The 12958-nt window shown below is 65.6% G+C and carries 14 protein-coding genes and 1 pseudogene; 6 read left to right on the top strand and 9 right to left on the bottom strand.

Annotated elements, in window-relative coordinates; genetic code table 11:
* The first annotated feature begins 136 nt into the window (after nt 1-136).
* Nucleotides 137-322, top strand: coding sequence for a hypothetical protein (locus CG716_RS09455; protein ID WP_094478774.1), 186 nt, complete (start codon nt 137-139; stop codon nt 320-322).
* 94 nt (nt 323-416) lie between these two features.
* Nucleotides 417-1454 (top strand): patatin-like phospholipase family protein, encoded by a 1038-nt coding sequence (locus CG716_RS09460; RefSeq protein ID WP_094478776.1) that lies wholly within the window; start codon nt 417-419, stop codon nt 1452-1454.
* Here CG716_RS09460 and CG716_RS09465 read toward each other — a convergent pair.
* From CG716_RS09465 to CG716_RS09480, 4 genes are all read right to left on the bottom strand, one after another.
* A complete protein-coding gene (locus tag CG716_RS09465; protein WP_207760615.1) occupies nt 1435-2286 on the bottom strand; it encodes a patatin-like phospholipase family protein in 852 nt (283 codons plus the stop codon). The two genes, CG716_RS09460 and CG716_RS09465, sit on opposite strands and share 20 nt — an antisense overlap.
* 50 nt (nt 2287-2336) lie before the next feature.
* Entirely contained in the window at nt 2337-3506 is a 1170-nt protein-coding gene (locus CG716_RS09470) for a polyamine ABC transporter substrate-binding protein (protein ID WP_234817773.1), read from the bottom strand.
* Between the two features lie 73 nt (nt 3507-3579).
* The gene (locus CG716_RS09475; protein ID WP_094478780.1) at nt 3580-4053 is read right to left on the bottom strand and encodes an SRPBCC family protein; all 474 of its coding nucleotides are present in this window, start codon (nt 4051-4053) and stop codon (nt 3580-3582) included.
* A gap of 15 nt (nt 4054-4068) precedes the next feature.
* Entirely contained in the window at nt 4069-5127 is a 1059-nt protein-coding gene (locus CG716_RS09480; RefSeq protein ID WP_094478782.1) for an NAD(P)H-dependent amine dehydrogenase family protein, read from the bottom strand.
* 83 nt (nt 5128-5210) lie between these two features.
* Here CG716_RS09480 and CG716_RS09485 point away from each other — a divergent pair, with 83 nt between their 5' ends.
* Nucleotides 5211-6410, top strand: a complete 1200-nt coding sequence (locus tag CG716_RS09485; RefSeq protein WP_094478994.1) for a lipid-transfer protein — start codon at nt 5211-5213, stop codon at nt 6408-6410.
* Nucleotides 6411-6422: 12 nt separating this feature from the next.
* Here the strand turns inward: CG716_RS09485 and CG716_RS09490 are convergent, their stop codons facing one another.
* Nucleotides 6423-8051: a fatty acid--CoA ligase gene (locus CG716_RS09490; RefSeq protein WP_094478784.1), complete on the bottom strand. Its 1629-nt coding sequence runs from the start codon at nt 8049-8051 to the stop codon at nt 6423-6425.
* Between the two features lie 79 nt (nt 8052-8130).
* Between CG716_RS09490 and CG716_RS09495 the strand changes: the two genes are divergently transcribed.
* The gene (locus CG716_RS09495; protein WP_094478786.1) at nt 8131-8466 is read left to right on the top strand and encodes a YnfA family protein; all 336 of its coding nucleotides are present in this window, start codon (nt 8131-8133) and stop codon (nt 8464-8466) included.
* Between the two features lie 250 nt (nt 8467-8716).
* Nucleotides 8717-9031, top strand: a complete 315-nt coding sequence (locus CG716_RS09500) for a hypothetical protein (RefSeq protein WP_094478788.1) — start codon at nt 8717-8719, stop codon at nt 9029-9031.
* Here the strand turns inward: CG716_RS09500 and CG716_RS09505 are convergent.
* From CG716_RS09505 to CG716_RS09515, 3 genes are all read right to left on the bottom strand, one after another.
* Nucleotides 9028-9414 (bottom strand): nitroreductase/quinone reductase family protein, encoded by a 387-nt coding sequence (locus tag CG716_RS09505; protein ID WP_094478790.1) that lies wholly within the window; start codon nt 9412-9414, stop codon nt 9028-9030. The genes CG716_RS09500 and CG716_RS09505 overlap by 4 nt on opposite strands.
* Nucleotides 9415-9437: 23 nt before the next feature.
* Nucleotides 9438-10574, bottom strand: coding sequence for a YncE family protein (locus CG716_RS09510; RefSeq protein ID WP_133066900.1), 1137 nt, complete (start codon nt 10572-10574; stop codon nt 9438-9440).
* A gap of 490 nt (nt 10575-11064) precedes the next feature.
* Nucleotides 11065-12063: an oxygenase MpaB family protein gene (locus CG716_RS09515; protein ID WP_094478996.1), complete on the bottom strand. Its 999-nt coding sequence runs from the start codon at nt 12061-12063 to the stop codon at nt 11065-11067.
* Between the two features lie 99 nt (nt 12064-12162).
* Here CG716_RS09515 and CG716_RS09520 point away from each other — a divergent pair, with 99 nt between their 5' ends.
* Nucleotides 12163-12759, top strand: coding sequence for a TetR/AcrR family transcriptional regulator (locus CG716_RS09520; RefSeq protein ID WP_094478794.1), 597 nt, complete (start codon nt 12163-12165; stop codon nt 12757-12759).
* A 6-nt stretch (nt 12760-12765) separates the two neighbouring features.
* Here the strand turns inward: CG716_RS09520 and CG716_RS09525 are convergent.
* Nucleotides 12766-12957, bottom strand: a pseudogene (locus tag CG716_RS09525) (AMP-binding enzyme); the annotation flags it as partial.
* Between the last annotated feature and the right edge of the window lies 1 nt (nt 12958).

The following is a 12958-nucleotide window of genomic DNA, read 5'->3' on the forward strand; positions in this document are numbered from 1 at the left end:
CAGGAGAGGTGATTCCTGCCAGCCATCGCCCTGTTCCTGCCAATGGAATTATTTGCCTGACCTCGCGGTTTACACACTTGTAATCGGCTCGGGACGCCGGGCCAGCAAGAGGAAACAAGAAGAAGAGGCAATAGACATGACCAAGTACGCAGTCGCCGGCCTGGTGGGCTCTGCGATGAGCGCGCTCGTCATCGGCTTGGCCGCCCCGGCGGCCGCCGCCCCTAGCGGGTCCGGTGACGCCCGCAACACCACATTCGATTCGCTGGGATACACGGTGGGCAGCGACAAGCTGGGCAGCATCGACTCGGTCCAGCGCGACTAACCGGGGCGCGACGACGCGTCCCCTGAGGAAATGGGCACCCCGCGAGGGGTGCCCATTTTCGTCCCTACCTGAAGAGGGTGAGCAGAATGGAGTGATGGCCGGACAATCCCCCGCTGGGCGGGTCGCACTGGCGCTCGGCAGTGGCGGCGCGCGGGGGTATGCGCACATCGGCGTGATCGACGAACTGCAGCGCCGCGGCTACGACATCATCGGCATCGCCGGCTCGTCGATGGGAGCGTTGGTCGGCGGCCTGCATGCTGCCGGGGCGTTGGATGAATTCTCCGACTGGGCACAGACTTTGACGCAGCGCGCGGTCCTGCGACTGCTGGATCCGTCCATCGCGGCGGCCGGTGTGCTGCGGGCCGAGAAGATCCTCGACACAGTGCGCGACATGCTGGGCGAGGCCACTATCGAAACGTTGCCGATCCCGTATACGGCGGTGGCCACTGACCTGATCGCGGGCAAGTCGGTGTGGCTGCAGCGTGGGCCGGTCGACGCCGCGATCCGCGCCTCGATCGCCATCCCCGGCGTCATCGCCCCGCACGTGCTCGACGGCAGACTGCTGGCCGACGGCGGCATCCTCGATCCACTGCCTCTGGCGCCGATCGCTGCGGTCAACGCCGACGTGACCATCGCCGTCAGCCTGTCCGGCCCCGACCCCGGTCCTGGTCCCGACCCCGATCCCGCTCCCGACGGCAGCGCGGACGCCGCCGACGACGACGCCGGCGCCACCGGTGAATGGCTCGGCCGGCTGCTGCGCAGTACGTCGGCACTGTTGGACACCAACGCCGCACGCTCGATCCTGGACACACCGGCGGCCCGCTCGATGCTCAGCCGGTTCGGCACCGGTTCGGATTCCGAGGAGGCCGACGACGCGGAGCAGATCCCCAAGCTCGGCAGCTTCGCGGTGATGAACCGCACCATCGACATCGCGCAGGCCGCCCTGGCCCGCCATCAGATGGCGGCCTACCCGCCCGACCTGCTCATCGAGATACCCCGAACCGCCTGTCGCAGCTTGGATTTCCACCGCGCCGCCGAGATCATCGACGTCGGCCGCGAGCTCGCCGCCAAGGCCTTGGACGGCTACCGCAACACCGGCCCGGGGATCATCATCACGCCAGAAACTCCGTAACCGCCGCCGCTACCCGGCGGCCTTGTTCGCGCCCGGCCAGCGCCGAAGGCACTCGGCAGCGCGGGTCGAGCAAGTTGGGGCCGAACGCCGCCAGCGATGCGTCGTCGGCGAAAACGGCGAAGGTCCGCGCACCGAACGCAGCGATCTCGGCCGCGGTGCCGCTGCTGAACGGGGACGGGGTGGATTCACTCGCGGGCACAAGCACTACGGCCGTGGCGCAGTCGGCCGCCACTGCGGTGTGGACCGAACTGCTGACGCCGCCGTCCATGTAGCGCCGGCCGCCGATGGTCACCGGTGGCCAGGTGCCCGGCACCGCGCAGCTGGCGGCCACCGCATCGACCAACTCCACCCCGGACGAGGAGTCGAACACCGCCAGTTCTCCGGTCGCGGTGTCGATCGCGGTGATTCGCAGATCTTGGGCCGGCCAGGTGTGTGCGGGCAGCCGCGCTTCGATGACCTTGCGGCGGGCCGACTCGTCGACGGTCGGCGTGGTCAGCGCGATGGCGCCGATCCGCTGCAGTTTGTCGATCAGGTCACCGGGCTGCTGGCCGGCCTCGAGGAACAGGGCGACAACAGCGTCGACGTCGATGTCGGGGTTGATCTCAGTGGAAATGTCTCCGGTCTGGCGCTCGAACAGCTGCTCCAAGGACAGCGGACTGCTGATCTGCGCGGCGACGGTGGAGCCGGCCGAGGTACCGACCAGGACGTCGGAGTTCACCAGAGCCTGAGCGGTGTCCGGTGCTTCGTCGGCGATCCCGCGCAGGATGCCGGTCTCCCAGCCGATTCCGGCGAGGCCGCCGCCGGCCAGGATCAGGGCACGTTTCGTCGTCACAGCGTGCGAGTCTGCCAGGTGGGCTGTAAGTGCTTATCGCCGAGGTTCGTTCAGCGAGATTTGGCACGCCAGACGTCGCGCCAGGCCTTCTCGTCAGCGGACTGCAGCTCGAGCACCCGGTATCCGACGTCAAGGTACTCGGGGCGCACGATAGCGCTGCCTAGGCTCTGCGGGACCAACCCTTGTGCGACAAGCGAATCGGGGTTCAGCGAAACCTGCGGCGGCTGGTACCCGATCTGCCGGAAATTCTGCTTGGCGACCTCGGAGTCGAGCATGTGGTCGAGAAAGAGATGCCCCAGCACCGGATTCTTGCCGCCGCGCAGTACGACGACGAGGTCGTTGTCTATCAGTCCTTTACCGTCGGAAGGGAACCAATATCGCAAGAGATCGGGGCCGGCTCCCTGCGGCAGGTAGTTGGCCGCATTGATGATGTCGCCGGACCACATCTGCGACAAGCCGATCAGGCCGGCAGGCAGGTCGCTGTACATAGTGGCAGTGAACTTCGGCGATGTCGCGGCCACGAGCGCGGTGAGCTGCTCGCCGACCTTCTTCAGGTCATCGGCCGAGGATGTGTTGACGTCGGTGATGCCGAGCTTGAGCAGCACCATGGCCATCGCGGTGTGCCAGTCATCGATGATGGCAGTCTTGTTCTTGTAGGCCGGATCCCACAGTGCCGCATAGGGATTTTTCAGTGCACCGATATCGGCGGGCACTTGATCGACACGCCATCCGATACCGGTGGTGTAGACGGTGTAGGGCACCGTGTACCGCCACTCCTGGTCGTACCAGGGGTTGGCGAAAAACGGCCACACGTTCGCAATGTTGGGGATGTAACTGTGATTGAGAGGACGGACCAAGCCATCGGTGACCAGTCGGCCGATCTGGTCATAGCCCGGGAAGTAGACGTCATAGTCGACGTTGCCTGCGCCGATCTTGATGATGGCGTCGTCGGTGTCGTTGAACTCCGTCACCTGCACCGTGGTCGAGTACTTGTTCTCGAACGACCGGATTGCATCAGGTGCGATGTAATCGGCGAAGCAGTAGAGGTGCAGCGTGGCACCCTTCTCGGGAGCCATCCCGTCGCCGATCGGTTCGTTGTCACCCGCGATATCCCACTTCACCGGGTCCTGTGGGGAAGGGATCTTTCGGACTGACGCCGAACTCGACTGTCCCCCTTCGGAACACGCGTCGAACAGCGCCACAAAGGCGGGAGTGCCCATGGCCAGTACAGCCGCCCGCTGAAGAAATCGTCGGCGATTCGACCGTGGCCCTGCTAGCGCTGACATCCGGGCCTCAGCGCAGCAGGTAGTCCGACAAGGTCCCCAACGCCTGATTGGCGTAGCCGCGCCAGATTCGAGCGAACACCGGCAACGCCGGGGCGGTCAATCCCGATTTCGGGTACAGGACCCATTGCCATCTGACCTTGGTTCCGGTGCCGTGCGGGGTGAATTCCCAGAGCCCCTCGACGTGGTCGATCAACGGCGACATGGCGCCCCGGACATCAGTGAGGGCGTAGCCGAAAGCATTCGGGGCGTCGACGCGGGTCAGCTTCTCCCGCATACCGCCACCGCCGACCAGAGTGACGGTGCGGGTCTGCCCTTCGGTGGACCATTCACCGGTTTGGTCGTGCACGGCCTTGATCGGCGGAATCGGTCCGTACCAGCGGTTGAACAAGCTGGGCAGCGGCATCGGCAACGTCTTGGCGAAAGCATCCTGGACCCCCACGGGAATTGCGCGGGACTGCTCGACGACGACGGGGTGGCCCATGTGGGGAAATGATAGTCAGCGTGCGAGTTGTGGTGCTGCCCGTCCGGTGATGAGCGGCAGGTCGAAGAAGGTGGCGATGCCCGGTTCGGCGGCGCACGTCGCGGGGACGGTGTTGACGCAGTGCGCAGCGGTGGCCACGACGCCCGGGTTGCTCACCAACCCTTCCTCGACGCTTTCCGGCTGCCAGCCCTTGACCGTGACGAAGGTGTTGGGGTTGCCCTTCACTTCCATCTCGTAGCGCTCCCCCGCCGGGCCGAAAGACCATGCGGGATCGAGGTTTTCCTCACCCATAAGCCAGTTGACGGTGATGCGGACGACGATGGTGTTGGTCACCACGGCATCCCAGTGGAACCGACGGCCGGCGACCTGACCGGGTTCGATCACCCCCATCGGTGAGTCGATCGGTGCGGTCGCGACGGCCACCTCCTGCGAGGTGCGGATCTGGGGTTCTGCGGCGAATCCCAGGCGGTCGACGATCAGCCGAACCGATTGGAAGAAGCCGCCGTTGAGCAGCTTTTGCATAGGCCCGGTCAGCGCGCTCTCCGGAGTGCCACCGAAACCCATCACGTGTCGCAGGACGTCGGGTGCGCCGTAGGTGCGCAGGTCGGAGTATTCCTCGGCCCGCACGTAGGTCACTCCGGTGGACATCACCGACAGCAGCAGCGGGAACAGTTCGGTGGCCGCACCCGGCCCGATCCCCGCACCGTGCAAAGTGACGTTGCCCTCGCGGGCCGCAGCTTCCAGCGGCGCGGCTTCAGATTCGCTGGGGTAGAACCAGCCGACCGGACTGACGACATTCTTGCCCGAGCGCAGCAGTGCGGTCACCTCGTCGACGTTGGGCAGCAGCGGTGCGTAGATCACCGCGTCGGCGTCCAACGCGAGGATGTCGTCGAGGCTGTTGGTCGCAGTCACGCCCAGCGGTTCGGTGCCGATGATCTCACCGACGTCCTTGCCTGCCTTGCCCTTGGAATGCACCCAGCAGCCGGCCAGTTCGAGATCAGGATGTTCCAGCACACCCTTGATCGCCGCCACACCGACCGAGCCGGTTGCCCACTGCACGACCCGCAACGCCATTGCTGCACCTCCGTGGCAAACTAGAACAGGTTCTAGGCGGCTTACACTAGCCGGATCGTCAGCGTGGACGGAAGGATATGACCATGGCCAACGCGAAAAACCGCGTATTCGTCGTCGGGGTCGGGATGACCAAGTTCGAGAAGCCCGGTCGCCGTGAGGGCTGGGACTACCCCCAGATGGCCAACGAGTCCGGCAACAAGGCCCTGGCCGACGCCGGTGTCGACTACTCCGAAGTCCAGCATGGCTACGTCGGCTACTGCTCAGGTGACTCGACCTCCGGGCAGCGTGCGCTCTACGAACTGGGCATGACCGGCATCCCGATCGTGAACGTCAACAACAACTGTTCGACGGGTTCGACCGCGCTTTTCCTGGCCGCGCAGGCCATCCGCGGCGGGCTCGCCGACTGCACGATCGCGCTGGGCTTCGAGAAGATGCAGCCCGGCTCGCTCGGCGGCGGCGCGGAGGACCGCGAATCGCCCCTGATGCGTCACATCGTCGCCCTCAACGAGACCGACACGATGGCATTTCCGGTGGCGCCGTGGATGTTCGGTGCCGCCGGCCGCGAGCACATGAAGAAGTACGGCACCACTGCCGAGCACTTCGCGAAGATCGGCTACAAGAACCACAAGCACTCGGTGAACAATCCCTACGCACAGTTCCAGGACGAGTACACCCTCGATGACATCCTGGGCGCGAAGATGATCTCCGATCCGCTCACCAAGCTGCAGTGCTCCCCCACCTCAGACGGCTCCGGCGCAGCGATCCTGGCCAGCGAGGAGTTTGTCGACTCACACGGCCTGGCCGGCCAGGCGGTGGAGATCGTCGGGCAGGCGATGACCACCGACTTCGCGTCGACCTTCGACGGCAGCGCCGCCAACATCATCGGCTACGACATGAATGTTCAGGCCGCCCAACAGGTTTACGACCAGTCCGGACTGGGCCCGGCCGACTTCCAGGTCATCGAGCTGCACGACTGCTTCTCGGCCAACGAACTGCTGCTGTATGAAGCCCTTGGCCTGTGCGGCGAGGGCGAGGCGCCGTCTCTCATCGACAACGACGACACCACCTACGGCGGCCGCTGGGTGGTCAACCCCTCGGGGGGCCTGATCTCCAAGGGCCATCCGCTGGGCGCGACTGGCCTGGCGCAGTGCGCCGAGCTGACCTGGCAGCTGCGCGGCACCGCCGACAAGCGCCAGGTTGACAACGTCACCGCCGCACTGCAGCACAACATCGGGCTGGGCGGAGCCGCCGTCGTGACGGCCTACCAGCGCGCCGAGCGATAGATGTCGTGCGCGCTACTGGAGGTGCGTGACCTCATAGGCGTCGTCGGCGTGCCGGGCTCGGATGGTCTTCTTGTCGTACTTGCCGACGCTGGTGCGCGGGATCTCGTCGATAAACGTCCACCGCTCCGGCAGCCACCACCGAACGACCTTGTCGGCCAAGAACTTCCGTAGCTCCTCCGGAGATACCTCGGCGCCTTCCTGAAGGACGACAGCGGCCAGTGGTCGTTCCTGCCAGCGCTCGTCGGGCACACCCACCACCGCGGCCTCCCGCACCGCCGGGTGGGCGATCAGCTGATTCTCCAGCTCCACCGACGAGATCCACTCGCCGCCCGACTTGATGACGTCCTTGGCGCGGTCGGTCAGCGTGATGTACCCCTGCGCGTCGATGCACCCCACGTCGCCGGTGCGCAGCCAGCCCGACTGGAACTTCGATTCGTCGGTGTTGCGGTAGTAGGAGCCGGTGACCCACGGCCCGCGGACCTCCAGCTCGCCCACCGATTCGCCGTCGTTGGCTAAGACCGCGCCCTCGTCGTCGACGATTCGAGTCTCGACTCCGCACATCGGCCTACCCTGGGTACCGCGGATCTCCCATTGCTTGTCGGTGGACAGTCCCGGTGGCGGCCAGGCCAGCGTGGCGATCGGCGAGGTCTCGGTCATCCCCCACAGCTGGCGGATCTGAACGTCGAACTTCTCCTCGAACGCCCTCATCAGTGACACCGGGACCGCCGACCCGCCGCAGGACACCAGCCGCAGCGACGAGATGTCGTGGCCGGGGTTGCGGTCCAGGTGGTTCATCACGTCGTTCCAGATCGTGGGTACCGCGCCGGCCACGGTGGGCCGCTGGGTTTCGATCAGGTCCACCATCGACGTGGCGTCCATGAAGCGATCCGGCAACACCAGGTCGGCGCCGGCCATCAGCGCCGCATAGGGCAACCCCCACGCATTGGCATGGAACATCGGCACGATAGGCAGGGCCTTGTCCGAGAAACTCAGACCGAGGGCGTTACCACTGCAGACCGCCATCGAGTGCAGGTAGTTCGACCGGTGGCTGTATACGACACCCTTCGGATGTCCGGTGGTTCCGCTGGTGTAACACATTGCGGCGGCTGAGTTTTCGTCGATCTCCGGCCAGTCGAACTCGCACGACTGGGCGGCGGTGACTTCGTGGTAGCGAAGCACCCGCTTGCCCGACGCCTCCAACGGGGCGAGATCGCCGTCGCCGACCGCGATCACGGTGTGCACCGTCTCCATGCGCGGCAGCACCGGAGCCAGAATCGATGCCAACGACAGATCTGCGATCACCACCTGGTCTTCGGCTTCGTAGGCGACGAACTCGATCTGTTCGGGGAACAGGCGGATGTTCAGTGTGTGCAGCACCGCGCCCATCGACGGCACCGCGACGTAGGCCTCCAGGTGTTCCTGGTTGTTCCACATGAACGTGGCGACGCGTTCGTCGCCCTTGATGCCCAGGCGCCGCAGCGCGTTGGCCAGGCGGGCGGCTTGCTGGCCGACCTCGCGGTAGGTGGCATGCCGGTAGCCGTCGCCGGTCGCGGTAGTCACTGTCCGGTCGCCGTGGACGCCGACGGCGTAACGCAGGATCGCGGAGACCGTCAGGGAGAAGGACTGCATGGTGCACTGCATATGCCCGAATCTAGCGCGGCAGGGGTGGGCTTCACCGCAGAACTGGTTGGCACATTGTGTTGTTCGCTACTGTCGCCTGGTGATAGTGGTGAGATCGATCGCCTTGTTCGTCGCCGCCGCCCTTCTGGAAATCGGCGGCGCCTGGCTGGTGTGGCAGGGAGTCCGCGAACACCGCGGCTGGATCTGGGCCGGTTTCGGTGTAATCGCCTTGGGTGCTTATGGTTTCGTGGCGACGTTTCAGCCCGACGCCCATTTCGGCCGGATCTTGGCAGCCTACGGCGGCGTGTTCGTGGCCGGCTCGCTGCTGTGGGGCATGGTGGCCGACGGGTTCCGGCCGGACCGTTGGGATGTGTCCGGTTCGCTGATCTGCCTGCTGGGTGTGGCGCTGATCATGTACGCCCCTCGGAGCGGCTGAACATCGGGTCCGCGGCGGCCTGCCTGCATGGGTCCTCCTCGATAGCTGTGGATTGCCTCAGTCCTTGCAGACCTGGCGCGCTAAACAACCTCAATCAGAAAGCAATTCGCAGAGCGAATCAGCACTGCGACGCCTCAAAGACCAGGATGGTTTTCCTGGCGGCGAAAGGGCCGCCCCGCGGCGGAACGTTTTCCCCTGCGGCAACGATGCAATGGGAGGATCATTGGGTCGGAAAAGAGGAGGCGCGGTTATGCGGACCGCATTGACGCTCGCCGCGATGGCGGCAGCGGGTGGCATCATCGCTGGACCGGCCGCGACGGCATGGGCCGACGATTCGGCGCAGAGCACGATCAGCCAGTTGCAGAGCCAGGGTTACACCGTCAACATCGACCGGCTCGGGACCGGGCCGATGTCGAAGTGCGTGGTCACCAGCGTGCGTAACCCGCAGACTCAAACCCAGTGGGTGCCGTACACGGGTCCGGGGCGCGGAACTGACCGCACCATTCTGGTCCCGCAGGTGACCAGCCAGACGATCTCGGTGTCACTGGACTGCAGCGCGCACTAGTCCAAATCGACGCGGATGGTGAGCAGGTTGTCTCCCATCGCACGCACAGCGGCACTGTTCATCGCCGGAAGTTTGGCAAGCCGGGCTCGTGCGTCGTCCTCGGGTAGCAGGGTGGCCGTGCCGCTGTGCCAGCGACCTCGAACCCGCACCCGCACCCGCGGGTCTGCGGCGATATTTCGGACATACTGCGAACGGTCACCGAACTCCGAGACCAGCCAGAATTCGTTGCCCTCCAGCCGTCCGCCGATCGGAGTGCGCCGGGGTTCCCCGGACTTTCGCCCGGTGGTCTCCAGCAGAGTCTGAACCGGCACGGATCGCATCAGCGGGTTCGCGAACCGCCGCTGAACGAAGTTGACGACGCGCTGCCGTGGAGTCATGGCCATGACTCCATCCTGACAGGCGCTGCTCAGGATGCCGCGGCGGCCAACTGCTGCCGAGGAGCCGCCTCCAGGCGCAACGCGGTGATCGCGCCGGTGTAGTCGGCCGCATACAGCCGGTTGCGCACCGGGTCGGCGGCCAGGCAGGACAGCTGCGGGCCGATGACGACGCTGTCGACGATCTCGAAAGTGGCGGTGCACAGTACGGCGATCGCGTCACGATCGACGACGTAGGCGCACGAGCCGCCACGGCTGAGGACCAGCTGCGTGGGCATACCGCCCATTTCGATGGTGTCGGTGACCCGGCCACCTGCGACGTCGATGACGTGGACAGCGCCGCCGAACTCGGCATCCCATCCGGTGGCAAAAACGGTGCGGCCATTGGGCATGACTGCGATGTCGCCAATCGAGCCGCCGATCGCGACGAGGTCGCGGACCGTGCGCTCTCCGGTGTCGATGATGGCCAGCAAACCGCCCGTGGGGGTGGTCAGCGCAGCGAACAGGCGGGTGCCGTCGGCGCTGACGCTCAGCGCCTCGACAGAGGCGCCGGGCGCGGCGAGGATCTCGATGGAAGTAGCGTCACCGGTCTCGACGTCGACGGCGGCGATATCGACGATGTCGTCTGCGGTCCGCGCGACGTAGAGCACGTCGCCGGCCGGGCTGACCGCCAAGCCGCCCGCGGTCATCTGGAAAGTCTTGGCTGCCAACGGCTTGCCGGTGCGAGTGTCGATCGCGACGACGGCGTCCACCTCGTCCGAGGCGGCGCTGACGTAGGCACGGTCGCCGACCGCGACCGCCGAGTAGGCCTCCCTGAGGCCGTCGATGGTGGCGGTCACCGAGAGTGTTTCAGCGTCGATGACACACACCACGTCGGCGCTGTAGTGGGCGGTGACCAGGTGCCGACCGTCGGGGCTGACGGCCATATCGCTGACCGGGCCGTGGCCGGCGACGAGTGTCCTCGCGACGGTGACGACCGGTGCGGCGATGGGCTCGGTGAGCGGCTCCAGCTCCGCGCCGGCGAGCAGCTGCGGCAGCAGGTCGCCGATCGGGGCGCGGCGGATCGTCGGCAGCGAAGACAGCCAGAGGGAGTGCGCAGCGGCCACCCGCTCGGCTACCGCAACAGCGGTGCCTCCATGCACTTCAGTAACTCCCGTTGCGTTTGCCATGATCTCGTACCTCCGTCGGCCGGATTCGGCCGAGCCTTGTCTTTGTTGGCTTTCGCGTTACCTGGCGGTAACTGCCCTCGTCGAGTGTAGCGACCGAATTCGCGGAGAATTCCTGGCTTTCGAGAACCCATTTCGCATGTGGCTCGCGAATCTCAGGATGCGCTAAGGCAAGGATCGTTATCAATTCGTTGCATTACCATCCGGGCGCCCTCAAAACATGACTTGAGCTGTGCATTTAAATGAATTCAAGATCGTAAATCACGTGCCTGAATGAGGCTCAGGCTCAGATTTTCTTACCGCGCCGGAGCCGAAAGAGGCATAAATCACAATGCCTCAGTCGCGTCTAAATTCTTAAGGGATTCCCTTAGGTTATTGACGGCGCCGGCTCGCCGGATGGCCAACCTCATCGACCGCGTGATGGCAGCCCCGATTAAGTTCGCTGATCGGCGTGGTTAGCGAGTCCATCTCAACAATTCGCTAGTGGTCCAGATCACACCATCTGCTCGACGGTCTCGCGGCTGCGCACCGGATCGCTGCCGGGCACGTACGCGGGCTCGGTGTGGTCGACGGTCGTCCCGTTGGCGACCCGCTGCTGGGCCTGCTTGAACTCCGGCAGCGGACCCATGGCCGCCCACGATCCGTTGAGGGCAGCCCAGGCGGCGGCGCGCCGGGCGGCACGTTCGATCGGGTGCGGCGAACGGTAGGCAATCATGTCGGCCGCCCAGTCCGGCATGCTGTCGCGGATGGCCCAGTCGAAGAACTTGGCCTCTTGCGGAACGTCGGGGTTCTCCATCAGGTTGGGCCCGGTGAACAGGGCGGCGCCGTGAGTCAGGGCCAGGCGCGGCAGGTACGAGCGCAGGCAATCGAGCGTTTCGGCCTTCGTCGTCGGCAGGTCCGTACCACCTAGGGCGTGACCCACCCGGACGAACTCGCCGTAGTAGCGGTCGATATTGCGCAGTGGGGTGGGGTGGTAGAGCTCGTGTCCGGTGGCGATTCCCCAGACCACGGTGGCGTAGTTCCAGCGCAGCCACTCCGGGTCGTCGGCGTCGTACGGCAGGCCGTCGGGACGAACACCCTTGATGGTGTGGTGCATCGCGCGCACCGTCTGGGCAACGCGTTCGGCAGTTTCGGTGTTGCCATACGCGGTCCCGATGAAGAACGCGACCGAGTGCGCCAGCCGCACTCCCGAGCCCTTGAGGTCCAGCTTTCCGGTGGGGTGGCCGTCCTCGTCGTGTTCGACGACCCGAGAGTGGTCGGAGCCCATCCAGAAAATGCTGGGGTCGAAACGCTCGATGAACGCCGCACATTGAAGTCCGAAGATCAGCGCCGAGGTGTGCGAGTGCACGTGCCAGACAGCGCTGCCGGGCCCGAACCATCCCGGATCACCTTCGGGGCCCGCGAACTCGAGGCCGCGGAAGAACTGGCTTCGGATGTTCTTGTCGAAGTCGCCTCTGATCTTGTTCTCGAGAAGTTGGTGCGGCAGCAGCAGTTTCATTCGGCTGGCTTCCTTTCCCGGGGCACGCTATTTTGGTTACGCGTGTAACCAAAATAGCATGGCGTCGGTCGTCGGCCGGTATATCCTCAGCGAATGCCGAGTGCCACCCGGTGGGCCGGGGTCTCCCCAGCCGATCGCCAGGCCGAGCGACGGACATTGCTGGTTCGCGCAGCCTTCTCGTTGTTCGGCGACGGTGGAGAAGCCGCGGTGTCCGTCCGGTCGGTGTGCCGAGCAGCCGAGCTCAACACCCGCTACTTCTACGAGAGCTTTGCAGACACCGACGCGCTGCTGGGCGCGGTCTATGACGAGGTCGCCCTCGAACTCGGGAACATCCTGACCACCGTGATGGCCAGTGCACGCGACGAACGAACGCGGCTTCGGGCCGGCATCCGTGCCGTGCTCGACTTCAGCTCAGCCGACCCGCGTCGCGGCAAGATCCTGTTCACCGAGGCGCGTACCAACCCCGTCCTCGCCGCCCGGCGGACCATGGCGCAGGACCACCTACGCGAGCTGGTTCTCGACGAGGGGCGCCGCGTGGCACCCGAAACCGACCGAGTCGCAACCGAAGTCGGCGCCGCGATGTACGCGGGTGCGATGGCCGAGCTCGCCCAGCAGTGGCTGGCCGGCACCCTCGGCGACGACGTCGACGCCGTCGTCGGCTACGCCGTCCGGCTACTCCTGCCGAACTGAAGCCCTCTACCCGCCGCGGGCTTCGACCATCGCTGACCGACTGAGCTTGGTTGCCGCATTACGTGGGATCTCGGCGACGAACTCCACCGTTTTGGGCACTTTGTACGGCGCGAGCTTGGCTTTCGCGCATGCGATCACCTGAACCGCCGTCGACTCGGGATCGGTCGGCTGGATCACCGCGGGCACTCGTCTGCCCCAT

This window comes from Mycolicibacterium sphagni (genome assembly GCF_002250655.1).
Classification (GTDB): Bacteria; Actinomycetota; Actinomycetes; order Mycobacteriales; family Mycobacteriaceae; genus Mycobacterium; species Mycobacterium sphagni.

What these genes read in the sequence shown, in the direction of transcription:
- CG716_RS09485 (WP_094478994.1), top strand. Translation starts at nt 5,211, where the DNA reads ATGGCCAACGCGAAAAACCGCGTATTCGTCGTCGGGGTCGGGATGACC.
- CG716_RS09455 (WP_094478774.1), top strand. Translation starts at nt 137, where the DNA reads ATGACCAAGTACGCAGTCGCCGGCCTGGTGGGCTCTGCGATGAGCGCG.
- CG716_RS09475 (WP_094478780.1), bottom strand. Translation starts at nt 4,053, where the DNA reads ATGGGCCACCCCGTCGTCGTCGAGCAGTCCCGCGCAATTCCCGTGGGG.
- CG716_RS09490 (WP_094478784.1), bottom strand. Translation starts at nt 8,051, where the DNA reads ATGCAGTGCACCATGCAGTCCTTCTCCCTGACGGTCTCCGCGATCCTG.
- CG716_RS09510 (WP_133066900.1), bottom strand. Translation starts at nt 10,574, where the DNA reads ATGGCAAACGCAACGGGAGTTACTGAAGTGCATGGAGGCACCGCTGTT.
- CG716_RS09500 (WP_094478788.1), top strand. Translation starts at nt 8,717, where the DNA reads ATGCGGACCGCATTGACGCTCGCCGCGATGGCGGCAGCGGGTGGCATC.
- CG716_RS09470 (WP_234817773.1), bottom strand. Translation starts at nt 3,506, where the DNA reads ATGGGCACTCCCGCCTTTGTGGCGCTGTTCGACGCGTGTTCCGAAGGG.
- CG716_RS09520 (WP_094478794.1), top strand. Translation starts at nt 12,163, where the DNA reads ATGCCGAGTGCCACCCGGTGGGCCGGGGTCTCCCCAGCCGATCGCCAG.
- CG716_RS09505 (WP_094478790.1), bottom strand. Translation starts at nt 9,414, where the DNA reads ATGGCCATGACTCCACGGCAGCGCGTCGTCAACTTCGTTCAGCGGCGG.
- CG716_RS09480 (WP_094478782.1), bottom strand. Translation starts at nt 5,127, where the DNA reads ATGGCGTTGCGGGTCGTGCAGTGGGCAACCGGCTCGGTCGGTGTGGCG.
- CG716_RS09460 (WP_094478776.1), top strand. Translation starts at nt 417, where the DNA reads ATGGCCGGACAATCCCCCGCTGGGCGGGTCGCACTGGCGCTCGGCAGT.